Origin of the sequence: Prosthecobacter sp. SYSU 5D2, from assembly GCF_039655865.1 — a bacterium.
In the GTDB taxonomy this organism is placed as follows: domain Bacteria; phylum Verrucomicrobiota; class Verrucomicrobiia; order Verrucomicrobiales; family Verrucomicrobiaceae; genus Prosthecobacter.
Map to the genome: position 1 here is coordinate 114135 of NZ_JBBYXL010000002.1, position 22708 is coordinate 136842.

Annotated in this window: 19 protein-coding genes and 1 tRNA gene; 5 read left to right on the plus strand and 15 right to left on the minus strand. The window is 61.2% G+C overall.

Features of this window, described 5'->3' with window-relative positions; genetic code table 11:
* Positions 1–189: 189 nt before the first annotated feature.
* Positions 190–1218, minus strand: a complete 1029-nt coding sequence (gene ilvC / locus WJU23_RS03170) for a ketol-acid reductoisomerase (protein ID WP_346331083.1) — start codon at positions 1216–1218, stop codon at positions 190–192.
* A gap of 192 nt (positions 1219–1410) precedes the next feature.
* Between ilvC and WJU23_RS03175 the strand changes: the two genes are divergently transcribed.
* The 3 genes from WJU23_RS03175 (at position 1411) to WJU23_RS03185 (ending at position 3566) form a co-directional block, all read left to right on the plus strand.
* Positions 1411–1953, plus strand: coding sequence for an Rrf2 family transcriptional regulator (locus WJU23_RS03175; protein WP_346331084.1), 543 nt, complete (start codon positions 1411–1413; stop codon positions 1951–1953).
* 86 nt (positions 1954–2039) lie between these two features.
* The gene (locus tag WJU23_RS03180) at positions 2040–2813 is read left to right on the plus strand and encodes a succinylglutamate desuccinylase/aspartoacylase family protein (RefSeq protein ID WP_346331085.1); all 774 of its coding nucleotides are present in this window, start codon (positions 2040–2042) and stop codon (positions 2811–2813) included.
* A gap of 36 nt (positions 2814–2849) precedes the next feature.
* The gene (locus WJU23_RS03185; protein ID WP_346331086.1) at positions 2850–3566 is read left to right on the plus strand and encodes a sulfite exporter TauE/SafE family protein; all 717 of its coding nucleotides are present in this window, start codon (positions 2850–2852) and stop codon (positions 3564–3566) included.
* 13 nt (positions 3567–3579) lie between these two features.
* Here WJU23_RS03185 and WJU23_RS03190 read toward each other — a convergent pair whose 3' ends face one another.
* The 13 genes from WJU23_RS03190 to WJU23_RS03250 all read right to left on the minus strand — a co-directional run bounded on the left by WJU23_RS03190 (position 3580) and on the right by WJU23_RS03250 (position 20305).
* Positions 3580–4668: a substrate-binding domain-containing protein gene (locus tag WJU23_RS03190; RefSeq protein ID WP_346331087.1), complete on the minus strand. Its 1089-nt coding sequence runs from the start codon at positions 4666–4668 to the stop codon at positions 3580–3582.
* A gap of 57 nt (positions 4669–4725) precedes the next feature.
* On the minus strand, positions 4726–5886 hold the full coding sequence (locus WJU23_RS03195) for a thiolase family protein (protein WP_346331088.1): 1161 nt from the start codon (positions 5884–5886) through the stop codon (positions 4726–4728).
* Positions 5883–7415, minus strand: a complete 1533-nt coding sequence (locus WJU23_RS03200) for a malonate decarboxylase subunit alpha (RefSeq protein WP_346331089.1) — start codon at positions 7413–7415, stop codon at positions 5883–5885. The genes WJU23_RS03195 and WJU23_RS03200 overlap by 4 nt, the downstream gene beginning before the upstream one ends.
* A complete protein-coding gene (locus WJU23_RS03205) occupies positions 7412–8173 on the minus strand; it encodes an SDR family NAD(P)-dependent oxidoreductase (RefSeq protein WP_346331090.1) in 762 nt (253 codons plus the stop codon). The genes WJU23_RS03200 and WJU23_RS03205 overlap by 4 nt, the downstream gene beginning before the upstream one ends.
* Before the next feature lie 64 nt (positions 8174–8237).
* Positions 8238–9866, minus strand: coding sequence for a hypothetical protein (locus WJU23_RS03210; protein WP_346331091.1), 1629 nt, complete (start codon positions 9864–9866; stop codon positions 8238–8240).
* 4 nt (positions 9867–9870) lie between these two features.
* The gene (locus tag WJU23_RS03215) at positions 9871–11013 is read right to left on the minus strand and encodes a sialidase family protein (RefSeq protein ID WP_346331092.1); all 1143 of its coding nucleotides are present in this window, start codon (positions 11011–11013) and stop codon (positions 9871–9873) included.
* A 21-nt stretch (positions 11014–11034) separates the two neighbouring features.
* Complete coding sequence (locus tag WJU23_RS03220; RefSeq protein ID WP_346331093.1) at positions 11035–12177, minus strand: sialidase family protein; 1143 nt, start codon at positions 12175–12177, stop codon at positions 11035–11037.
* A gap of 19 nt (positions 12178–12196) precedes the next feature.
* Entirely contained in the window at positions 12197–14446 is a 2250-nt protein-coding gene (locus WJU23_RS03225) for an exo-alpha-sialidase (RefSeq protein ID WP_346331094.1), read from the minus strand.
* 3 nt (positions 14447–14449) lie between these two features.
* Positions 14450–15421, minus strand: coding sequence for a Gfo/Idh/MocA family oxidoreductase (locus tag WJU23_RS03230; RefSeq protein ID WP_346331095.1), 972 nt, complete (start codon positions 15419–15421; stop codon positions 14450–14452).
* Complete coding sequence (locus WJU23_RS03235; RefSeq protein ID WP_346331096.1) at positions 15418–16407, minus strand: Gfo/Idh/MocA family oxidoreductase; 990 nt, start codon at positions 16405–16407, stop codon at positions 15418–15420. Before WJU23_RS03235 ends, WJU23_RS03230 begins: the two co-directional genes overlap by 4 nt.
* Positions 16408–16531: 124 nt before the next feature.
* Positions 16532–17254: a hypothetical protein gene (locus tag WJU23_RS03240; RefSeq protein WP_346331097.1), complete on the minus strand. Its 723-nt coding sequence runs from the start codon at positions 17252–17254 to the stop codon at positions 16532–16534.
* 72 nt (positions 17255–17326) lie between these two features.
* Positions 17327–17411 (minus strand) — tRNA-Leu (locus WJU23_RS03245).
* A gap of 53 nt (positions 17412–17464) precedes the next feature.
* Positions 17465–20305, minus strand: a complete 2841-nt coding sequence (locus WJU23_RS03250; protein WP_346331098.1) for a DUF1553 domain-containing protein — start codon at positions 20303–20305, stop codon at positions 17465–17467.
* Positions 20306–20378: 73 nt separating this feature from the next.
* Between WJU23_RS03250 and WJU23_RS03255 the strand changes: the two genes are divergently transcribed.
* Both WJU23_RS03255 and WJU23_RS03260 read left to right on the plus strand, forming a co-directional pair.
* Entirely contained in the window at positions 20379–20906 is a 528-nt protein-coding gene (locus WJU23_RS03255; RefSeq protein ID WP_346331099.1) for a DUF6036 family nucleotidyltransferase, read from the plus strand.
* Positions 20907–20915: 9 nt separating this feature from the next.
* Positions 20916–21245 (plus strand): hypothetical protein, encoded by a 330-nt coding sequence (locus WJU23_RS03260; protein ID WP_346331100.1) that lies wholly within the window; start codon positions 20916–20918, stop codon positions 21243–21245.
* A gap of 56 nt (positions 21246–21301) precedes the next feature.
* On the opposite strand, the gene WJU23_RS03265 is transcribed toward WJU23_RS03260, so the two are convergent.
* Positions 21302–22702, minus strand: coding sequence for a DUF1501 domain-containing protein (locus WJU23_RS03265; RefSeq protein WP_346331101.1), 1401 nt, complete (start codon positions 22700–22702; stop codon positions 21302–21304).
* Positions 22703–22708 lie beyond the last annotated feature (6 nt).

The following is a 22708-nucleotide window of genomic DNA, read 5'->3' on the forward strand; positions in this document are numbered from 1 at the left end:
TCCAGGACGGGGAGTTTTACAAGCCTCGGAAAACACGAAACACACGGAAAAGAGAGCCCTGGTTTTGACGAAACGGTTTCGTTAAATGCAGTGACAATTCAAAAAAAGGCACGGGCCTTTCGGTCCCGTGCCTTCGGATGATTTGTGAGGGGGGAAGCGAGGGCAGGAGTGCCCACGGTACCCTTGGCATCACTCGTAGCTGGCTTGCTGGCCTTTGAAGTCGCGCTTCTTGATCCAGGGCATGAGGTTGCGGAGGCGGGCACCGGTTTTTTCGATGGGGTGCTTCTCGCCGTCTTTGAGGAGCTTGTTGAAGGTCTTGTAACCGGTTTCGGTTTCCTTGATCCACTCTTTGGCGAACTTGCCGTTCTGGATCTCCTTCAGCGCGGCTTTCATGCGCTTCTTGACGCTGGCGTCAATGATCTTGGGTCCGACTTTGACGTCGCCCCACTTGGCGGTTTCGGAGATGGAGAAGCGCATGCCGGCGATGCCGGACTCGTTCATAAGGTCCACGATGAGCTTGAGCTCATGGAGGCACTCGAAGTAGGCCATCTCAGGGGAGTAGCCGGCCTCGACCAGGACTTCGAAACCAGCCTGCACGAGGGCGCTGGTGCCGCCGCAAAGGACGGTCTGCTCACCGAAGAGGTCGGTTTCGGTTTCTTCCTTGAAGTCAGTCTGGATGACGCCGCCACGGGTGCAACCGACGCCATGTGCCCAGGCAAGGGCGACCTGCTTGGACTTTTTGGAAGGGTCCTGATAGATGGCGATAAGGCCGGGAACGCCTTTGCCTTCAGTGTACTGACGGCGGACGATGTGGCCGGGGCCTTTCGGGGCGACCATGATGACGTTGACGTCTGCTGGAGGAACGACGGTCTTGTAATGGATGGCGAAGCCGTGGCTGAAGAGGAGGGTCTTGCCCTTGGTGAGGTTAGGCTCGATGTCGGCCTTGTAAACGCCGCCGATTTTGGTGTCGGGAACGGCGACGAAGATGACGTCGCCCAGCTTCACGGCTTCGGCGGTGTCATAGACTTTGAAGCCTTTTTCTTCGGCGACTTTGCGGCTCTTGCTGCCGGCATACAGACCGATGATGACGTTGGCGCCGCTTTCCTTGAGGTTAAGGGCGTGAGCATGGCCCTGGGAGCCAAAGCCGATGACGGCGCAGGTTTTGCCTTTCAGAGGGGCCAGGCTGGCGTCTTTTTCAGTGTAGATTTTTGCGGGCATTAGTTGTGGGTCTGGTTAGAGGGCGGGCAGAGTGGTGCATCCCAGGTGAATGGTCAAGGGGGAGTTGACAGGCGGTTAGGCCGTGAGGGGGTGTGTGCAGGCGGTCAAACGGGGCTTTCGATTCCACAAGTGATTCACAAGTTTTGACTAAATCATACTTGAGGAGTCGGGATTTAAGCCTATTTCCTTGTCATGAGACTGACGAAACGTGGCGAATACGGCCTGCGCACCATGATCCGGCTCGGCATTGCCGAACGGAACGGGGAGGGGGTCATTTCGGTCTCCTCGCTGGCGGAGCAGGAGCATCTGCCGTTCAAGTTTCTGGAGGCGATTTTGTTTGAGCTGCGCACGGCGGGGTATGTGGAGAGCCTGCGGGGCAAGCATGGCGGGGCGCGGCTGGCGCGGCCGATGAAGACGATCAAGATGGGGGAGATTGTGCGGCTGATTGACGGGAAGCTGGCGCCCATCGGCTGTGCGAGCGAGACGGAATACGAGAAGTGCACCTGCCCGGACGAGGAGCACTGCGGGCTGCGGATGCTGATGATTGACGTGCGCAATGCGATCGCCAACATCCTGGACCGCTACACCCTGGAGCATGTGGTGGAGGTGACTCTGCGCAAACAGGGAAAGTGCGGTGCGCCGGTGAAAAAGAAGCCCGCCAGAAAATCTGTGAAGGACAGGCACGCAGATCCGGCGGATGGTTTTCTGGCGCTGCTTTTGGACACGCAAATTTGAGGTGAAAGAGGCAGAGAAAAAACTTGGCGGTGCGATTTAATTCATACTTGCCAAGTGTAGATATCAAAGATAGGGATTAGCCGAACATGAGCCTGAACACTCTCCCACGCATCCACCTTTCCCGCAGCCGCCACACGCCGGTGCGGGGCTGTGATACGCGGCTGATCCTGGAGAGCCTGCCGCCGGACCAGGGCATTTATATTCCGAAGATCGTGAGCAAGCCGGTCAAGAAAGGGCAGGGGTTCAAGTTTGGCATTTTTGGCGGCATTCATGGGGATGAGGAGGCGGGCACGCTGGCCATCCAGGAACTCATTCAATGGGCGGCGGAAAAACCGGAGGAGCTTCATGACTATGAGCTGCACTTTTTTCCGATCTGCAATCCGACGGGCCGCAACCTGGGCATCCGGCACAATCAGAACAACCTGGATTTGAACCGGGAGTTTTGGTCGGGGTCCATTGAGCCGGAGGTCGTGTATCTGGAAAGCGAGCTGCGCCGTGAGGAATACGACGGCATCATTGCACTGCATGCGGATGATGACTCGGACGGCTGCTACGGATTCGTCAGCGGGGCGCTGCTGAGCGAGCATCTGCTGGAGCCTGCGCTGAAGGCGGCCAGTGAGGCGCTGCCGCGCAATGAGCTGCCGATCATTGACGGATTCCTGGCCTCAGGCGGGATCATCAAAGAAGGCTATGGGGGCATCCTGAGCGCACCGCCGGAGCAGGCGGTGAAGCCGTTGGAGATCGTCTTTGAGACACCGGCGCTGGCCCCGATGCGCCAGCAGGTGCAGGCCACGGTGGCTGCTGTGAAAACCATCCTGGCGGAATACCGCCAGCTCCAGGCTTACGCGCCCAACCTGTAATCCTGACCTGCTGTGGACGAGACCTTTCTTACATACATGCTCATTGGCTTCATTGCGCAGGTCATTGACGGTGCGCTGGGCATGGCCTATGGCGTGAGCGCGTCGAGCTTGTTGTTAGGCGTGGGCGTGCCTCCGGCGGTGGTGAGCAGCACGGTGCATGCGGCGGAATGTTTTACCACGGGGGCCTCGGCCATCTCGCATCGGGCGTTTGGAAACGTCAATAAAGCGCTGTTCCTGGGGCTGCTGATCCCTGGTGTGGTGGGTGCCTTCCTGGGCGCTTACATCCTGACCATGATTGATGGGGATCTCATCAAGCCTTACATTGCGGGCTATCTGCTGATCATGGGCATCATTTTGATTGTGAAAGCCTTCCGCGCCTTTCCTTCGCGGGAAGTGACGACGCACCTGAAGCCGCTGGCCTTCTTTGGCGCATTTGTGGATGCGGTGGGTGGCGGTGGCTGGGGGCCGATTGTGGGGTCCACTCTGATGGCGCGCGGCAGTCCTTTCCGCGAGACGGTGGGGACAGTAAACACGGTGGAGTTTTTTGTGACGCTGTCGGCCTCTTTGGGCTTCCTTATCGGCATCGGGCTGAGCCATTGGAATGTCATCCTGGGCCTGGCGGCCGGGGGCGTGGTGGCGGCACCCATTGGGGCGTGGGTGTGCAAACATGTGCCGCACCGGCCGTTTCTGGTGGTGGTGGGCCTGGTGGTCATCGGGCTGAGCCTGCGGACGCTGATCCTGAGTTTTTCTTGAGACGGTTTTTTGGTTAGGCCGAATCGCCGGGAATGAAGGTGGGCATGAGGCGGATGGCGTGGGCGGGCATGGTGCGGGTCTCGGCAAGCTGGCGCACGGCGAGGGCGATGCGGGTGGCGAGCTGCTCCGGCTGGATGGCGTAACGGGCGACGCTGGGGCTGGTGGCATCCAGGATGGGGTCGTTGTCCCGTGAGATGACGCTGACGTCCTGGGGGATGCGTTTGCCCCGGCGCATGAGGTGCATCATGACGGTCAATACGGGGGTGGCCCCGGCGACGAGGTAGGCGGTGGGCGGCTTGGCAGAGCGCATGGATTCATCCAGGAGGGCACAGAGGCTGGCGGCCTGGTTGTCGTGGCGCAGCACGTGGAGGTGGGCTCCGGGCATGTCCTTGAGGGCTTCGCGCAGGCCTTCTTCACTGGCGATGTCGCCGCCGTAGATGCCTTTGAAAAGAACGAGGCCGATCTGGCGGTGGCCCTTGCGCCAGAGCAGGCCGCCAGCATGATGGCAGGCGGCATGGAGGTCCACATCCACAGATGGGAGGCTGATGCCGGGGGCGCAGGAGCCGAGGATGAGGCTGGAGAAGGGCTGCCGGGCAAACCAGCGCTGCATGGGCTCCTGGGCGCTGAGCACGAGCCAGACAGTGGCGGGGTGATCCGTCACGAACTGCTCCAAGGCGCGGGCGGGGCTGGAGGTATAACAGGCGGGATGGATGTGGAACTGAACGACGCAGCCTGCCGCAGTGAGCTTGCTGCGGAGAGTGTCCATGACAAAGGTGATGCGGGAGGGCAGAGACAGGAAGGAGCCGGGCATGAGGATGGCGACGACCTTTTTGGGCGTGGGGGCGGGCTGCCTGGTGCGGCGGTTTTTGATGCGGCGTCGCTGGCGCTCAGTGACCTCGATCCAGCCCTGGCGCTGGATTTCATCCAGGGCGGAGCGTAGGGTACGGCGGCTGACTTGCAGGCTCTGGCAGAGCTCGCGCTCACCGGGGAGTTCCTTTTGCCAGTGGCCATTGCGGATTCCCTCGCACAGACTGTCCACGGTTTGTGCCACGAGGGAGAGGCGCTTGGGAAGACTGGGGGTGGTGGGCGCTTTGTTTTTCATCTGGTTCCACGAGGTGACCAGGATGGATCGGCTTCAAGGCGGGATTGGCAAATGGATTCAGCGCTCAATGGCCATGGCGATGCCCATGCCGCCGCCGATGCAGAGGGAGGCGATGCCGCGATGCAGGTTCAGGTCCTCCATGAGGTGAAGGAGGGTGACGAGAACGCGGGCACCGCTGCAGCCCACCGGATGGCCGAGGGCGATGGCACCACCGCGCTGGTTCAGTCGGGCAAGATCCAGGCCGAGCTGGCGGGCGCAGGCGAGGGCCTGGGCGGCAAAGGCTTCATTGATCTCGATGGCGTCCACATCGGCCAGATTCCAGCCGGTCTCTTCACACAAACGGCGGATGGCATGCACCGGGCCGAGGCCCATGGTGGCGGGATCGCAGCCGACGGCGGTGGTGCCGATGATGCGGGCGCGGGCGGTGAGGTGGTGGGTATCAATGGCGGCTGCGGAGGCCAGTAGGAGGAGGGCGGAGCCGTCATTGACGCCGGAGGAGTTACCTGCGGTGACGCTGCCTTCTTTGCGAAAGGCGGGTTTGAGTTTGGCCAGCTTCTCAAGCGTGGTGTCGGCACGCGGATGCTCGTCGTGTTCGATGAGGACATCGCGGATCTGGATGGGGACAATCTCACGCTGGAAGGCGGCGCGGTTGGCGCTGGCAAGCTGCTGGCTGCGGAGGGCAAAGGCATCCTGATCTGCACGGGAGATGCCGCATGAGTCCACGATGCGCTCAGCAGTCTCACCCATGCCGATATTTAACACAGGATCGGTTAGGCCATCAGCGAGAATGGCATCCACGAGGGAGCTATGGCCCAACTTGCAGCCGGTACGCAGGGCGCTGGCGTAGTGCGGGGCCTGGCTCATGGATTCGACACCGCCGGCGAGAGCCAGGGTGGATTCGCCACTGGCGATGGCATCGGCTGCGAGGGTCACGGCTTTCATGCCGGAGCCGCAGACCATGTTCACCATATAGGCCGGGGTGGCCTGCGGCAGACCGAGCCGGAGACCGAGCTGGCGGGCCACATTCATTCCGGAGCCTGCTTGCAAAACCTGGCCGAGGATGACCTGCTGGATGGCGGGTTTGAGCACTTCGGGAATGATGGATTGGGCGACGGGCAGGGCCAGATCTGTGGCGGACAAGGTCTGCAAGCTGCCCCCCAAGCGGCCGATGGGAGAGCGCCTGGCGGCGGTGATGTAAACGGGGGCGGAATAGATCATGAGGAAAGGGGAAAGCAGCCGGAGGGCATGGGGATCACATTGCCAATGGAGGGTGTAAAGGCCATCTGGTCCAGCACCTGAGTTTGCAGGTCAATGCCGGGTGCGAGCTCGGTGAGGACGAGGCCATCGGCGGTCAGTTCAAAGACGGCGCGCTCCGTTACATACAGTACCTGCTGGCCGCGCTGCACGGCCGTGGGGCCGTGAAAGCAGACGTGCTGGATGCTGGGGACGAATTTGGCATGGCGGCCTTCTTTGACGATGACGAGCCTGCCGTCCTGCATCTGCACTTCCAATTCTCCAGCGCGAAGGGTGAGGCAAAAGACCAGTCGGCGGGCGCTTTGGACGATGTTGACAAAACCGCCGACACCCGCAAAACGGCCGGCAAAACTGGCCACATTGACACTGCCTTCGGCATCCACTTCCACGGCACCGAGCACGGCGATGTCCAGGCCGCCGCCGTCGTAAAAGTCAAACTGCGAAGGCTGGTCTATGATGGCCTCCGGGAAGTGGCTGCAACCGAAGCTGAGGCCGGAGGCGGGGACGCCGCCGATGGGGCCGCTTTCCACAGTGAGGGTGAAATCCTGCAAGCGGCCGGTCTCCGCCGCCACCTGGGCGACGCTTTCAGGCAGGCCAATGCCGAGGTTCACGATGTCGCCCTGGCGAATCTCATGAAGGGCGCGCTGGCCGATGATTTTGCGCTCGGAAAAGGCCATGGGCGGCAGGTCAAAACTGCCCAGGCAGGTGCGGACGTAGTCTGCATTAAACGTCTCGCCAAAGGTCTGGTCATGCTGCACGCCGTGGCTGGGGACGATGTAATCTACCAGGATGCCGGGCACACGCACGGCCTTGGGATCCGGGAGCTGGTCCACAAAATTTTCCACCTGGGCGATGACGATGCCGCCGTGATTTTTCGCGGCCTGGGCGATGGGGAGGACCTCGCCGACGAGACCTTCGCGCTCCATGCTGAGATTGCCGCGCGAGTCTGCATGCGTGGCACGGATGAGGCCGACGGTGACGGGCACCGGTTTGTAACGCAGCCAGGTCTGGCCATCCAGCTCGATGCGCTCCACCAGGGGTTCGGTGGTGCGGGCGTTCATGCGGCCGCCGCTGTGGGTGGCGTCAATGAAGGTGTTCAGGCCGACCTGGGTGATGAGGCCGGGGCGCTTCGCGGCGATCTCACGCAGCAAAACGCTGAGCACGCCTTGAGGGAAATTGTAGGCTTCGATTTCATTGGCCAAGGCCAGTGCGCCGAGCTTGGGGGCGAGGTTCCAATGGCCGCCGATGACCCGTTTGATGAGCCCGGCATGGGCCAGGTGGTTGAGGCCGCGTCCGATGCGGTCGCCCTGGCCAGCGCAATAATAAAGCGTTAGGCCATTGGGCGTGCCGGTTTCAAGGAAACGCCGCTCCAGGGCCGCTGTGAGCATCTCCGGATGGCCGGCTCCGACAAAGCCGCCCACGGCCACGGTCGCGCCATCGGGAATGGCGGCGATGGCTTCATCGGCGGTGACAAAACGGGCGGCGGCCCTCATCCGCGCCAGCCTCCGTTGACTTCAATGGTCTGGCCGGTGATGTAGGAGGCCAGAGGGGAGCAGAGGAAGAGGGCGACGTTGGCGATCTCCTCCGTGGTGGCGAAGCGGCCTAACGGGACGTTCTTCAACATCTCGGCGCGGACGCTTTCGGGAATGGTGGCGGCCATGGCGGTATCCACCACACCGGGGGCGATGGCATTGGCGCGGATGCTGCGGCGGGCGGCCTCACGGCTGAGCACGCGCATCATGGCCTGCACACCGGCCTTGGCGGCGGCGTAGTTGGCCTGGCCATAAAAGCCCTGGATGGCGGCGATGCTGCCCATACTGACGATTGAGCCGTGATCCCGCAGGATCTCCAGGCCGTATTTGCAGCAGTGGAAGACGCCGGAGAGGTTAACATCCATCACGGATTCCCACTCCTCGTGGCTCATCTTCGCGATGGTGCGGTCACGCAGGATGGCGGCGTTATTGATGAGATAATCCAGCCCGCCGTGCTGCTGACGGATGTGTACCATCATGGCCTGGACGTTTTCAGCCTTGGCGACATCGGCCGCGCACACATCGGCGCTGCCGGTGCGCAGGGCATTGAGTTCGGCGGCAATTTTGGCAGCATCCTCCGCGCTGCTGCCGATGCCGGGATGGTTAAGCACGACGGTAGCGCCTGCCTGATGAAAGGTACGCGCCATCTGGGCGCCAATGCCCTGGGATGCGCCGGTGATGAGGGCGACTTTGCCTTGAAGGTCTATGCTGAGGTTCATGATTGTCGGGTTGTATAGCAGGTACTCAAAGGAGGGTTAAAGAGCAAAGCGCGAAGCTGCTCAATTAACGCTCTTTGAGAGTCACGGCAAAGAGGTCGGCGGATTGCAGGTGGATGCGCAGGAGGTAGCGGCCGGGTGGGAGGTCCCCCAGGCTTTTCTCCGCCCATCGGGCTTCATGAGCCAGGTCGTCCGTGGTCATGGGGACGGCATCGTCTTTCGTATAGCCGCGCAGGCGGTAGCCATCTTCATTGAGCAGCTCCAGGCGCAGGCTGCCTTGAGTGGCATCGGCATTGAGGGTGATGGATTGGATGCCGGTCAGGTCCAGGGCGCGGAGGGTGACGTGGCCGATGGTGTTCAGCTTTTTGGGCTGGCCTTTCTTCTGGCCTTTGACGGGGCTGTGAGGATGAATGCCGACGGCGACCAGGCGGTCACGCGGAGTGATGGCGAGGCCGACACCGCTGTAGTAATCTTTGGAGCCCACTTCCTGGCGATTCAGGCCGACGCCGCCGATGGCGGTGCCGCGATAGGCACCGTAATAGAAACGCATCTCTTCATCCGTGATGACCGGTGTGCCGTTGGTGATGATGGAACCTGCGTCAAACTTCTCCGGCGGGCCGCGCGGGATGACCCAGGCATTGGCAAAGCTGCGGTCCCAGCGGAGGCCGTCGCGGCTGCTCATGAACTCGGCATCAATGGTGCCTGCGCTGCGGTCCAGTATCTGGTTGATGGAGAAGTATCTGCCCAGATGCATGAAGACTGGTGAGGTATGAAACTCGAGATGCGGCGGGTCGCGGTCATTGACGGTGAGCAGCAGCTCTGGCTTGCTCCAGTGGATGAAGTCGCGGCTTTCGATGCGGGCCATGCCGTGCTTCCAGGCCAGGCCGCCATCGGGGCCGGGAGTCCAGCTTTTGCCATAGGCGGCATAGACCCGGCGCAGGGGATCATAGAAAACATCCATGGCATCCGACATGCCGATGGGGATGCGCCATTTTTTGACCACGGTGCCGTCTTTGCGGACGTCCTCCACATAGGGGCCTTCATCGGCAAACGGCGGTTGCAGGCCCTTGCCGCCAAAGGGTGTTTTGCAGACGATGCCGCCTTCATGTTTGGTCCAGTGAATGCCATCGGGCGAAAAGGCGACATGGGTGCCGGAGCCGCTGTTTTCGCCCTCACCGGTGCCCCAGTCGTAATAAGCCATCTTGTAACGACGGGCAGGGTCTTTTTCTTGGGGTTCCACGACCACGGAATTGCAGTAGCGGTCGCCATAACCGCCTTTCATGCCGCCGGCCCCGATGAGAACGATGTTAGTGGCCTTCTGCTCATAAAAGGGGAACAGGGTGAGGCCCGGTTTGGTCCATTTCAGCCCATCGTCGGACTCGGCATAACAAACGGTGCATTTGAGGCTTTTGTCCTCCTTGCGCCTTTCCTGATAAGCCTGGTACCAGAGCTGGTATCTGCCCGTTTCGGGATGCCGGTAAACGCTGGTCCAGCCGATCATGCCCTCCCATTCCCGGTCCGGTGCGATGACGGGATCCGAGGAATGTTTTGTGAATTCGACGGCGCGCTTCAGCGTGCCTGGGCGGTAGAGGACATCGTCATCATCCACAAAGAGGATCGTCCGCTCAGCCCCATGCCCATTCAGGTTGAGGCAGGCCAGAAAGAGGCAGGCTAAAACCGGCAGAGAGGGCTTCATAGGGCTAGTCCTGAATCTTCCAATGGGCCTGGCGGAGGACGGTTTTTTTGCCGTCTTTCAGCTTCTCGTACCAGACGGAGAGCAGGGAGCCATCAGCCAGCTCGGCGGTGCTGGGGTAGCCCAGGTCTCCATTGGCGGCATCGCCTGAAAAGATGAGGGGGGCAGACCAGGTGCGGCCGTTGTCCCGGCTGATGCAGGCCTGGTTGCCAAAGGGTGCGCGGCGGTGGCCAAAGGTCATGAGCAGGGCGCCATTCTTGAGCTTGAGGAGGTGGGAGGGGAAGCCCCAGACGCCGGTTGTTTTTGGCTCGCTCCAGGTCTTGCCGCCGTCGGCGGATTCGGTCTGGAGGACTTCGTAGTGGTTGGCTTTTCCGTGATGGCGGATGTGGGCGATGATCCGGCCATCGTTGGCCTGGACGGCGTGGAGCTCATGATACTCGTTCGTGGCGTTGTCTCCGGGGCGGGTGGGGATCTCAGAGATCCAGCGCCAGGTGAGACCATCATCGGTGGATTCGCAGGCACCGATGCGCTTGGTTTCAGTCCAGAGTTCTTTGCCGACATAAAGAAGACGGCCATCGGCCAGTTCGGTGGGGCCATGGGGGCTGTTGACAATCGTGGCGATGGGGGGTGACCAGGAGATGCCATTGTCGGTGGAGCGGATAACCCATTCACCACTCATGGCCTTGCGCTGCTCATCCGTGAGGCGGGCGTGGGCGGCCTCCCACTGGGGGAGGGTCTCGCTGTTGACAAAGGAGTTGGTTTTGCCCTCCTGGGCCTGCTTCAAAAAGGGCACGTAGGCCGGGGAGGTGAATGTGGTGGCGAGGAGGGTGCCTTTGGAAGTTTCCAGGAGGCCGGCATCGCGGTCATCCATGTCCGTGTCCAAAATGGTGCGGGAGAAGGTCCAGCTATTGCCCTCATCCACGGATGTGATGAGCTCCACCCGGCCGAAAGGGCAGACGTGGGCGTGACGTCCACCGGAAATGACCACCATGAGGCGGCCGTCCTTTTGACGGATGAGCGTAGGCCAGCCCTGATAATAGTCCGGCTGGAAGCTGATGGTCTTGGTTTCAATGACCTCGACTATATCGGCAGCGAAGAGGGTGGATGAGAGGGCCAGCAGGCTGGTCAAGAGGAGGGTGGTTGGTTTCATAAACAGCGGGAGAGAAAGGGGTTATTGGTTCAGCTTCCAATGGGCTTGGCGGAGGACTGTTTTTTTATCGCCCTTCAGCCTCTCGTACCAGACGGTGAGCAGGGTGCCGTCGGCCAGCTCGGCGGAGCTGGGGTAACCGAGGTCCTGGCCTTGGCCATCTTCAGAAATCATGAGAGGGGAGGACCATGTGCGGCCATGGTCGCGGCTGATGCGGGCCTGGTTCCCAAAAGGGGCGCGGCGATGCCCGTAAGTCATGAGAAGGGTGCCATCGCGCAACTTGAGAAGATGGGATGGATAACCCCAGACGCCGATGGAGCGGGGTTCGCTCCAGGTCTTGCCGCCGTCCTCTGATTCGGTCTGAAGGGTTTCGTAGTGGTTGGTTTCGCCATGGTGGCGAATCTGGGCGATGATCCGGCCATCGTTGGCCTGGACGGCGTGTAGTTCGTGATAATCAAGGCCTGCTTTGTCCCCGGCGCGGACTGGAATTTCAGAGAGCCAGCGCCAGGTGAGACCGTCATCGTTGGACTCGGAGACGCCGATGCGGGGGGGCTTGCTCACGAGTTCCCTGCCGACATACAAGAGGCGGCCATCGGCCAGTTCAGCAGGGCCATGAGGGCTGTCAACCAGCGTGCGGATGGGAGCGGACCAAGTGAGACCGTTGTCGGTGGAGCGAACGAGCCATTCACCGCGCAGAGACTGGCGTTGCTCATGCGTCAGCCGGGAGTGGGCCGCTTCCCAAAGGGGAAGGGTTTCGGGTTTGGCATAGGGAGCGGGTTTGCCTTCTTTGGCCAGGTTTAGATAGGTCTCATAAGCGGTGGAGGTGAAGGTGGTGGCCAGAAGGGTGCCTTTGGAGGTTTCGAGAATGCCGGCATCGCGGTCATCAATGTCGGTATCGAGAATGGTGCGGGGGAAGCTCCAGGTCTGACCATCATCTTGAGAAGTGATGAACTCCAGCCGGCCAAAGGGGCAGACGTGAGCCTGGCGCCCGCCTGAGAAAACGATGATGAGCCGGTTGTCTTTTTGACGGAGAAGCGTGGGCCAGCCGAGATAATAGTCCGGCTGAAAGCTGATGGTTTTGGTCTCCAGAACTTTCACGTCTTCAGCCGCAAAGAGGGTGGACGAGAGGGCTAGCAAGCTACCCAGGATGAGGGTGGTGGATTTCATAAAAGCGGGAGAAAAAAGGCTATCGGCTCAGCTTCCAACGAGCCTGGCGGAGGACGGCGGTATGGGTGCCCTTGGGTGTTTCATACCAGATGGTGAGGAGGCTGCCATCGGCCAGTTCGGCGCTGCTGGGATAACCGAGGTCCCAATCAGCAGCGTCATCGGTGAGGAGGAATTCATCCGACCAGGTGCGGCCATGGTCGCGGCTGAATTTGCCCCGGATGCCAAAGGGGACCTGCCGCCAGCTGTAAGTCATGAGCAGGGTGTCATCGCGCAGGCGGATGAGGTGGGAGGGGTAGCCATCGGCCACTTTTTGCTTTTCCGTCCAGGTCAGGCCGCCATCGGTGGAAAGGATCTGGGAGGTGTTTTGGACGGTGCCTTTGGGCGTGGGGATCTTGTCCCGGACATGGACGATGAGGGTGCCGTCGGCAGCCTGCACGGCGTGGAGTTCGCCCGCGCGTACGGGCATTTCGGAGAGTTGTTTCCAGGTCAAGCCGTCATCTTCGGAGACATGGGCGACGGCTGTTTTACCATTGGCCAGGGCGTAAAAAACCCGCCCGTCCAGCAGGCTGATGGGGCCATGCGGGCTGAAGCCGGGCACGCGATAACGCGGGGACCAGGAGACGCCGCCATCGGTGGAGCGGAGCATCCAGTAGCCGGTCTCGGCCTGTTTTTGCTCCTGGGTGGTGGCGGCATCCATGAGCCGCCAGCGGTCCAGCATGGCGGGGGTTTCCTTGCCAAAGGTAGCATTGAGCAGGCGCTCCGGGGCGTTCATGTGCTGCTGGTAGGCAAAGGAATTGAACATGGTAACCAGCAGGGTGCCTTTGGCGGTCTCCACGATGCCGGAATCGCGGTCGTCAAGCACGCTGTCCACAAGGATGCGTGGGCGGGTCCAGTGGCGGCCGTCATCGCGGGAGATGATCATTTCCTGGCGGCCATAGGGGCAGATGTGATACTCGCGGCCGCCGGAGTAAACCAGGATCAGCTCGCCCGTCCTGCGGCGGGCGAGGGTGGGCCAGCCGTGGTAGAATTGCGGAAGCTGAGAGATGATGGTGGTCTCAATGACGGTAGCTGCGGAGGGGCTTTTGGCTGTGGGCTTGCCTGCGGCAGCGGCTTTGCCGGGGCGGATCTTGCCGATGAGGAAATGATTGAAGTGGCTGCCGCCTGCGCCCTCCCCGCCGATGACATAAATGGTATCTCCCTGGATGCAGACGCCGCAGTCATTGAAGAGGGCGCCAGGAGGCAGCGGGCTGGCGATGCGGAGCCAGCGGTCTAACTGCGTATCGTACACAAAAGGAACGTCATTCCAGCGGGTGCCCGCACCGCCGATGGTGATGAGGTAGCGGCTGTCATACACGTCCGCCTCCCAGCCGGACATGGGCATGGGGAAACTGGCGAGCTGTTTCCATTCATCCTTTTGCGCATCATAGGCCAGGGATTCAGTCAGGCGCTGGCGGGCGCTGGCGGTCCAGGTGACGCCGCCAAGGAGGTACATTTTTCCATTCAGCGCGGCCGTGGCACTCCAGCCGCGAGGGCTGCCGGGGATGGGGGCGACAGAGGTCCAGCCTTTGTCTGGCGCGTTCAGGTCCAGCTTCTCGGCGGTGTTTTGGATGGTCTTGGGACTGTAGCCTTTTTCCGCGAAGTCATAGCGATTCCCTCCGGCGACGATGAGCTGTATGCCGACCTTTTCCACAGAGAGATGGGTGCGGGCCACCTGCATGGGCGGGAGCTTCTTCCAGCCCGCTTCCGGCTGTCGGGTATCCAGGCGATAGACTTCGGCGGAGGCGACGGTGGGTTTGTCCTGGGAGGCTCCGCCGAGCACATAGATGACCCCGTCTGCGGCGACAGCACGGGTGTACTCACGGCGGGCGGGAAGGTCCGGGAGGCGGGTCCAGTGATCGGTTTTGGGATCATAACGATGGGCCCAGCGGGAGCTGCGGCGGCTGACATCCTGGGTTTCATCCCCGGCAGGAATGAAACCGCCCATCAGATAAATCTGCCCGTCCACCAGCACCATGCCGGCTCCGCTGATGCCTGCATGGGGGCCTTTTTCGACAAAGGGCAGCTCCTTCACTGTCCAGTCAATCTCGCCGAAAACGGGGAGGGCCTTGACTTCATCCGGCATCTCTTTGGAGAGGGCGCGGGTGAGGCCAGCGGATTGCACCGCCGCCTCGCGGGCACGGTTGCGCGCTTCCTGCCGGGGATCCTCTACGGCTTGCGCTGCGGTGGTGAGGGCGAGCAGTAGGCTCAGGTGCAGGAAGTGCGGTTTCATGGATCAGGCGGGGGCGGATTCGAGTTCGCTGAGGATGCCGGGAACGGAGACGGGGCTGCCGCCGTTTTCGCGGCTGCGGATGCCAGCGATGATGACGGCCATGAGCTCCACGGTTTCTTCAAAGGGCAGGGGGCGTGTGCCGGTGCGGAGCATGTCAATGAAGGCAACGAGCTGGCCACGGAACGCGTGGTAGGTATCCGTGAGCTTTAGCGGCAGGTCGCCTTTTGTGCCATACAGATGGACGGCGCCGAAGCTGCCATAGGCATCGTGAAGGGCACCGAGGGTCAGCCTCACGCCACTCTGGTGCGTGATGTGCATGACATCACCGCCGGCATCGCTGTGGGCCTGGACGGTGAGAAAGCCGGGGCCGAGGAGGGGTTCGACGGCTTCAAGCGCGTGGATGCCGTATCGCTCCCACGTTTTGCAGGTGAAGCTGGTGATCCAGCGGAGGTCCCCGAGGTGGGCAAGCTGGGTGTCGTTTAAACGCATCTCCGGGGAGTAGCGCATGCCGCTGGTGGAGAGGAGAATGTGACCCTGGCGGTGCCACTGGATGAACTGGCGGAGATCGGCCAGGTTGGTGGCCATGGGCTTATCAATAAAAACGGGCAGGCCGGCCTCAATGAAAGGGCGGACGCGACGGACATGGTCGTTGCCGTCATCGGTGGCGATGATGACGGCATCCACCTGGCCGATGACGTCTTCGGGCCTGGCGACGATGTTTTTAATGAGACTGGCGGCGGCGACCTGGGGAGCATCGACGGGATCATCCGTCCAAATATGAGTGACGCGCGCACCGGGAATGCGGATGGATTCCAAGGGCTGTCTGCCCATGTAGGCGGTGATGCCGGGGTAGGGGCCTTTGGCCATTTCTTCCGGGTTGTACCCATTGATGATGCCGCTCCAGGAGTAGGGGTGGCCATTGCCCTCGATCATGCCGAGCATGGCCAGGCGGAGTTCTGTGACGGGAATGCTCATGCCAGAGGGACTGGAAGCTGGGTGGAGGCGGAGAGGAGCGCGGCTTCGTTGAAACGCAGGGTCTGCACGGCTTCCTCAAAGGTACAAAGCGGGTGGGATTTTCCCTCCATGCCGTCCATGAAAGCGTGGGCCTGAGAGATGAAAAGATCGTCCCGTTCCATGACGGGTGTGACATGCCAGGTCCAGTCAGCATCGCCACGCAAGAGGACACCCCAGCGGCGTTCGTGAAGCTCGATTTTCACGCTGCCAAGCTCGCCATGGATGAGGAAGGTGGTCTCATTGGGGGCCTGAAATTGATTGAGGACGTAGCTGGCGAGGATGCTGCCGTGACGGGCGGTGACGTTGACGGTGTCCTCCACCGTGACGCCGTCCAGGAATTGGTGGGCGGCATCGCAATAAACACGGGTGCAGGGGCCGACGAGCCACTCCATGGCATTGACGGTGTGCGTGATGGCATCCTGGATGGCCCCGCCGCCGAGGTCATGCCGGGCATAATAGATGTCCCGGTAGGCGGGGCGGAAGGTGGGGAAATGCTGGCCTGAAACGGCGCTGACATGAAGGATTTTCCCCAAGGGACTGCTGGCGAGAAAGCTGTGGACTCCAGCCACCCAGGGCATGAGGTGATAAACATAGGCGACGGCCACATGGCGCTGCGCGGCGGCGATGGCGTGACGGGTTTCAGCCACGAGTGACTGGTCTATGGCGAGGGGCTTTTCAATGAAGAGATGCAGCCCGGCGGCCAGGAGGCGGATGGCGATGGGAAGATGAATATGCGCCGGGGTGCATATCACTGCGGCATCATAAGTGGCGGCCTGCAATGCAGCATCCAGTGTGGGGTGGACGGGGACTCCATAGCGGTCCGCCATGGCGGCCTGGAGGGCGGGATTGGTATCGCACGCAGTGACGGTGCAGCGTCCGGTTTTCTGAAAGCAGCGCAGATGTCTTTCTCCGATGCTGCCGCAGCCGATGATGAGGATGGAATGCATGTGGGGAAGTCTGGAGAGATTTACGGAAGATGGAGGAGGGAATTATGAACAAGCTTTGGTCACATGAAGAGACCAGGGGGTCGAATGCCGGATTTATTTCGTGGAGAACGGGAGTGATGGGCGGTCATCGGCGGCGGGACTTGAAAAAGTCGAGGGTGAAGGAGGGATGAATCTTTTGGTAAAAGGCCGCCACGTGACCGGCCTTGGCTTTGATTTTGGGATAGTTCTCGATGGCGGACCAGAAGGCAGGGTCGCCCATGAAGAGGAGGGCGGCGAAAGAATTGAAATCTTCCTCGATGCTGGCTGTGCCGTAGCTGTGTAGAAAGCCTTCCGGGTGCAGTCCGGGATTGATGCGGGTGGAGGCTTTTTTGGCCTTCACGGCTTTCACACCGCTGCCGCCATAGACGAAGCCCTGCGGGTTGAGCTGCTGCCAGGCGGCGGGATCAAAATGTCTGGCGTGGTTTCTGAACAGGATGCTGGAGAACTCCGCGTGGAAGATCCGCTCAAACTGGGCGGTGGTGTACTTTTCATTGCTGACGACATACACGGTGCCGCGTGAATTCGTGCCGCCGGTGCTGACGCCACTGTACCGGAGGGAGCCGACGACATGGACTTTTTTCAGATTTTCCTCCAGAACTTCAGATGGATAGGCAGCTAGGGCTTGAAGGATGAGGGCGCGGCAGCGGGCCTGGTCGGACTCTGGCAAAAGCTGGGCACTGGGATTGGTTTTGGGATTCAGCCAGGCTTCGGGGAAGATTTTTGAATCTGCCCGGTCAACGATGACCTCGGTAGCCTGACCGAAGGTGGTGATGATCAAAGAGAGTGCGAGGAGGCGGTACTTGTTCATCGGGAGGCTGCGGGTGAGACGCAGCTTACTAACAATGCCTTGGCATTTTTTGCAAACCTGGGGTTTGCAGGGTGCCGCTGGCCGGGCTCGAACCGGCAAGGGAGTTACCTCCCGGCAGATTTTAAGTCTGCTGTGTTTACCATTTCACCACAACGGCATGATGAGTTGAAGGGGAGATTGTAGCGTGATTTGGCCAGGGGCCAAAGGGTTTCATTCCAGATAAATGAGTTCGTTGGCATTCAGCAGTGCGCGACAGAAGGCGGTGGTGCCGTGGATATGGATGAAAGCAGCTGCGGCTTTTTGCTCTTTTGGGGTGGGTAGTCGCTGGAAGGCGAGGGCGTAAGCTTCCGTGACGGGATCTGCCTCCTGCAAACGGGAGGCGAGGGCGGTGGCCATGTCCAGGGTGAAGCTGTGATTCAGCAGGGTGAGGGCCTGGAGCGGGGTGGTGGTATTCGCACGGCGGGGGGAGGCGAAGGAGATGTCGGGGAGGTCGAAGTCATTGAGGACATCCACGACGCTGGCGCGGGCATTTTGATGATAAACGGCGCGGCGGTAGGTCTCGGGGCCGTGGGCATCGAGAGGGAAGTAGGTGCTGACGTTGTTTTGGGTGAATTTATACAGGCGGAAGCCGGGGCCGCCGGCGGGGGTGAGGCGCAGTTGGCCGGCGGTGGCGAGGAGGGTATCGCGGATTTCCTCGGCGGTGAGGCGGCGGGGCGGGAAGCGCCAAAGGAGGCGGGCATCCTGGTCTGCCTGCGCGGCCTCCTGCCGGTAGCTGCCGGACTGGCGGTAGCTGCGGGAGAGGAGGATCTCCCGATGGAGCGGCTTGAGCTTCCAGCCATGATGGAGGAGGCGCTGGGCGAGATAATCCAGCAACTCCGGATGGGTGGGCTGGCTGCCGAGGTAACCGAAATCGCTGGGCGTATCCACCAGGCCGGTACCGAAGTGATACTGCCAGACGCGGTTGGCCAGGACACGGGCGGTGAGGGCGTTCTCATCGCTGGTGATCCAGCGGGCGAGGGCGAGACGGCGCTCGCTCTGCGGGGCGTCCACGGGCAGTTCAAAGGCAGGCGTGATCTGGTCCAGCACCTGAAGACTGGCGGGCTGCACGGGATCGCCGGGTTTCATGGGGTCGCCGCCTTTGTCAACCAAGGTGGGTCCTGCAGGCTGGGTGTGATTGCCCACCCAGGCCTGAGGGAGCGGGGGAACGGCAGTGATGGCGGCCTGGACGGTGGCGATCTGTTTCTTCAGCCCAGTTAGCTGGCTTTTTTCTTCGGGCGTGATGATCTGCTGGCTGATTTTGGCGATGCCATGGGCGGGGGACCAGGACTCGCGGCCTTCGTCGCTGGCGACTGTCTGCCAAGTTTTACCATCCATGGAAACCTGCACTTCATACTCGCAAGGGGTGGCTCCTCGGGCTCTGCTGTCGTCCATGTCCTTGCCGCCACGGTTGTTGATGAAGGTGATGCGGTTAATGGATTCCGGTTGCGGGAAGGTGAGGGTGAGGATGGCGGGGTTGCCGATGAACCATTGCTCGCCCAAACTGCCGTCAATGCAGAGATGCGGACCGTAGGCCTCGGGGAAGTCTTCGGCGGTGGCGGATTTGGCTCCTGCGGCGGTGCTGCCGTGGCTGGCGAGGGCGACGTTGTGATCCGGTTTCGTGGCGCTCCAGACCTGGAACTCGGTGAGGCGGCCGGACACTTTTTTATCCTTGCTGTCGCCGGTGGTGGCCTGGATGACAAACCGGAGATGGCGGGCCTGGACGGGAGGAAAGGATTCGTCGGTGCCGTGGGGATCAATCTTCGGGCGCGTGGGCTTTTGCTGGGCGAGGGCGGCTTTGGCGCGTTTTTCGATGCTGGCTTCGAGTGCGGTTTTGTCCTTGGTGAGGGCGGCCTGTTTTTCAACCAGGGGTTTCATGGCGGCAGCGTGGGCAGCGCGTTGCTCGGCACTGGCGACGACACGGCGTCCATGGACGACGCCCTCAAAGGCGGCACGCAGGCGGTAATAGTCCTCGGTGGGAATGGGATCGAACTTGTGATGGTGGCAGCGTGCGCAATTGATTGTTAGGCCAAGGAAGGCACCGCCTGTGGCGGTGATGATGTCATCCAGGGTGGCGGCGCGGATGTTCTTTTTGGCCACGGGATCCTGATTGCCGACGTCATCATAAGGCCCGGCGACGAGGAAGGCACTGGCGACTTCGACAGCAGGATTGTCCTTGCCGATGACATCGCCAGCGAGGTGCTCCTGAATGAACTGGTTGAAGGGTTTGTCATCGTTGATGGAGCGGATGACGTAATCCCGGAAGGGCCAGAGGTCATCAATAATGAAGTTGCGCTCGAAGCCGTTGCTCTCACCAAAACGCACGACATCCAGCCAGTGTCGGCCCCATTGCTCACCATACTGCGGGCTGGCCAGCAGGCGGTCCGCGAGAGCGGCGGTGGCGCGGTCTGGATCCGCCTGAAAGGCGGCGGCAAAAGTGGTCACTTCATCCGGTGTGGGGGGCAGGCCGGTGACGTCGTAGCTCATGCGGCGGATGAGGCTGCGCGCATCCGCAGGTGGGTTTTGGCTGAGGCCTTTTTCATCGAGCCGGGCGGTGATGAAGGCATCCACATCCTTGTGGGCAAAAGTTTTCCCGAGAGGCTGGAGGGACCACCAGGATTTGTCGGCGCGCTTGGCTTCCACTTGTGCACCCGTGCGGGGATCGGGCGCGCCCATCTGGACCCAGGTGACGAGATCGGCAATGACGGCGTCCGGCAGCCGGGGCTTTTTGGGCGGCATTTCCAGGTCCTCCTCCAGATGCCGGATGCTGCGGATGAGGAGGCTGTCCTCCGGCCTGCCCGGAATGATGGATGGCTCACCGCTATCGCCGCCTTTCTCCCAGCCAGCTTTGGAGTCGAGGTAGAGGTTGCCTTTGAGTTTTTTCGCCTCCGCACTGTGGCAGGAATAACAATGCTCCACCAGCACCGGGCGGACCTTTTGCTCAAAGAAAGCGATGTCGTCCGCCGCGAGGACGGGCAGGGAGAAGACGGTCAGGAGGAAGAGGACGGGCTTCATGGCTGGGTGGGAAATGGTTGGAAAGCACGCAGAAACGGTTTGGGTGAAAAAGGAGGATGGCTTAGCGTAAGAGATGCGATCTCACACGACGGCTGCGCGAATCGAAAGTTTGATGCGTGAAATGGGCCGGGCGGTGCGCTCGGCAGGGCGGGTGTATTTTACCGGCGGAGTGTCCGCAGTGCTCCTGGGCTGGCGTGAAATGACGATTGATGTGGATTTGAAAGCCGAGCCTGAACCGTTGGGTTTTTTCGAGTGCCTGCCGCATCTTAAAGACAGCCTGGATTTGAACATCGAACTCGCTTCGCCCGACCAGTTTGTACCTGTTTTGCCCGGATGGCAGGAGAGAAGCCGGTTCATTGCCCAGCATGGCTTGCTGACCTTTTATCATTACGATTTCTATGGCCAGGCCTTGTCGAAGATTGAGCGGGATCATCCTCGAGACCGGCATGACGTCGCCTGCATGATGAATGACGGACTGGTTCAGCGCGAGAGGTTGAAGGAACTTTTTCTGGAGGTTGAAGCCCAGGTTATAAGGTATCCGGCCATTGATGCACCCTCGTTGAAACAACGTGTTCTGGACGTTTGCGGGGAAGGGATGTAGAGTGCCAGTATGCCCGATGATGCGCTGAGATTTGATGGCTTGCCTGGAGCCGACCTGATCCTGAGGGGGCTCGGGGATCTGGCTGCCTGTAAGGAGAGTGAAGAGGCTTTTCTGGTGCGTATTGCAAGCCCGAAGCTGCAGCGCTGCGGTGTGCCTGTTCAGGTCACTTCTCAGCAGGCCCTGGAGGCGGATCACGCCCTTTACTTCTTGCTGGCGCAGGAACATGGGAACGAGGCACATGGCCGGTACAACGCGCTTTTGCGCGAGCTGGTCAGCTTTGAGCGAGCGCTTGAGCAACGAATGTCCCGGGCCGCCCGTGTCACCGCTGATGCGGCGTGATGGAAGGCTTCTCGTTGGATGATTCGTTAAAGTCATTCGCAGGGTGCAATGAAATCTCACGCCAAAATCTTCGACAGCACATGGCCGTGGACGTCGGTGAGGCGGCGGTTGGTGCCGTTGTGGTAGTAGGTGAGCTTTTCGTGGTCCAGGCCTAACAAATGAAGGATGGTGGCGTAGAAGTCATAGACGGTGGTGATGTCCTGCACGCTGCGCCGACCGAAGTCATCGGTGGCACCGTGGCTGATACCGCCGCGGATGCCCGCGCCCATCATCCAGGTGGTGAAGGCATCGGGGTTGTGGTCGCGGCCGGAGGTGCCCTGCTGATGGGTGGGCATACGGCCGAACTCGGTACACCAGATGATGAGCACATCATTGAGCATGCCGCGCTGTTTGAGGTCGGTTAAGAGGGCGGCTGTGGGCTGGTCGAAGATGGGGCAGTGGCGTTCGTAGTCGGCCTTCAGGGTCTTGTGGGCATCCCAGTTGAGGAGGCCGTCCACGGAGCTGGCGCGGGAGGCGCAGTAGAGGCTGACGTAGCGGACACCCTGCTCTAGGAAACGGCGGGCCAGCAGGCAGTTGCGGGCATAAGCGGCCTTCAGCGGATTGCTGTCGGCGGTGCCGTAGAGATCCTGGATATGCTGGGGTTCTTTGGAAAGGTCGCTCACCTCTGGGGCGGTGAGCTGCATCTTGGCGGCCAGTTCATAGGCGGCCATGCGGGCGCGCAGTTCTTCATTGCCGGGATGGGCCTTCGCATGTTCCTGGTTCATGAACTGGAGGAAATCGCGGGTGGCCTTTTCCTCCTCCGGGCGGATGGAGGTGGGGCGGTCGAGGTTCCGCAAGGGCTGCTGTGCGGCCATGGAGACGGCCTGATGCTGGGCCGGGAGGAAGCCGTTGCTCCAGTTGGACTTGCCGTTAGGCGGCTCGCCACGGAGGTCCTGGATGGAGACGTAGGTGGGCAGGTTTTCATTGAGGCTGCCCAGGCCATAACTGACCCAGGAACCGGCACTGGGGAAACCGTCGCGGGTGAAGCAGGAGTTCATGTTCACGCAACCGGGGCCGTGGGTGTTCGTTCGTGAGGCCATGCTGTGAACAAAGGCGATGTCATCCACATGCCGTGCCATATTAGGCAGCATGGAGGAGATCCTTTTGCCGCTTTTGCCCGCAGGCACAAAGTCCCAAGGGGAGCGCATGAGATTGCCGTTTTTTCCTTGGAAACTGACTTCGGCCTGACCGCCGGGCATAGGCGTGCCGTGGTATTTTTCCAGCAGGGGTTTGTGATCCCAAAGATCCACATGGGAGGCGGCACCTGGGCAGAAAATCTGCAGCACCTGCTTCGCCTTCGGCGCAAAGTGCGGATGCTGGACCGGCGCACCATCGATCAGCCGGGTGAGGGCCACGCCGGTGAGGCCGGTGCTCATGCGCTCCAAAAACGCACGGCGAGAAAGAAAGGTCGCATTCATGGTTAG

Coding starts and splice junctions, on each gene's coding strand:
- ilvC (WP_346331083.1), bottom strand. CDS start 1,218: ATGCCCGCAAAAATCTACACTGAAAAAGACGCCAGCCTGGCCCCTCTG.
- WJU23_RS03175 (WP_346331084.1), top strand. CDS start 1,411: ATGAGACTGACGAAACGTGGCGAATACGGCCTGCGCACCATGATCCGG.
- WJU23_RS03180 (WP_346331085.1), top strand. CDS start 2,040: ATGAGCCTGAACACTCTCCCACGCATCCACCTTTCCCGCAGCCGCCAC.
- WJU23_RS03185 (WP_346331086.1), top strand. CDS start 2,850: ATGCTCATTGGCTTCATTGCGCAGGTCATTGACGGTGCGCTGGGCATG.
- WJU23_RS03190 (WP_346331087.1), bottom strand. CDS start 4,668: ATGAAAAACAAAGCGCCCACCACCCCCAGTCTTCCCAAGCGCCTCTCC.
- WJU23_RS03195 (WP_346331088.1), bottom strand. CDS start 5,886: ATGATCTATTCCGCCCCCGTTTACATCACCGCCGCCAGGCGCTCTCCC.
- WJU23_RS03200 (WP_346331089.1), bottom strand. CDS start 7,415: ATGAGGGCCGCCGCCCGTTTTGTCACCGCCGATGAAGCCATCGCCGCC.
- WJU23_RS03205 (WP_346331090.1), bottom strand. CDS start 8,173: ATGAACCTCAGCATAGACCTTCAAGGCAAAGTCGCCCTCATCACCGGC.
- WJU23_RS03210 (WP_346331091.1), bottom strand. CDS start 9,866: ATGAAGCCCTCTCTGCCGGTTTTAGCCTGCCTCTTTCTGGCCTGCCTC.
- WJU23_RS03215 (WP_346331092.1), bottom strand. CDS start 11,013: ATGAAACCAACCACCCTCCTCTTGACCAGCCTGCTGGCCCTCTCATCC.
- WJU23_RS03220 (WP_346331093.1), bottom strand. CDS start 12,177: ATGAAATCCACCACCCTCATCCTGGGTAGCTTGCTAGCCCTCTCGTCC.
- WJU23_RS03225 (WP_346331094.1), bottom strand. CDS start 14,446: ATGAAACCGCACTTCCTGCACCTGAGCCTACTGCTCGCCCTCACCACC.
- WJU23_RS03230 (WP_346331095.1), bottom strand. CDS start 15,421: ATGAGCATTCCCGTCACAGAACTCCGCCTGGCCATGCTCGGCATGATC.
- WJU23_RS03235 (WP_346331096.1), bottom strand. CDS start 16,407: ATGCATTCCATCCTCATCATCGGCTGCGGCAGCATCGGAGAAAGACAT.
- WJU23_RS03240 (WP_346331097.1), bottom strand. CDS start 17,254: ATGAACAAGTACCGCCTCCTCGCACTCTCTTTGATCATCACCACCTTC.
- WJU23_RS03250 (WP_346331098.1), bottom strand. CDS start 20,305: ATGAAGCCCGTCCTCTTCCTCCTGACCGTCTTCTCCCTGCCCGTCCTC.
- WJU23_RS03255 (WP_346331099.1), top strand. CDS start 20,379: ATGCGATCTCACACGACGGCTGCGCGAATCGAAAGTTTGATGCGTGAA.
- WJU23_RS03260 (WP_346331100.1), top strand. CDS start 20,916: ATGCCCGATGATGCGCTGAGATTTGATGGCTTGCCTGGAGCCGACCTG.
- WJU23_RS03265 (WP_346331101.1), bottom strand. CDS start 22,702: ATGAATGCGACCTTTCTTTCTCGCCGTGCGTTTTTGGAGCGCATGAGC.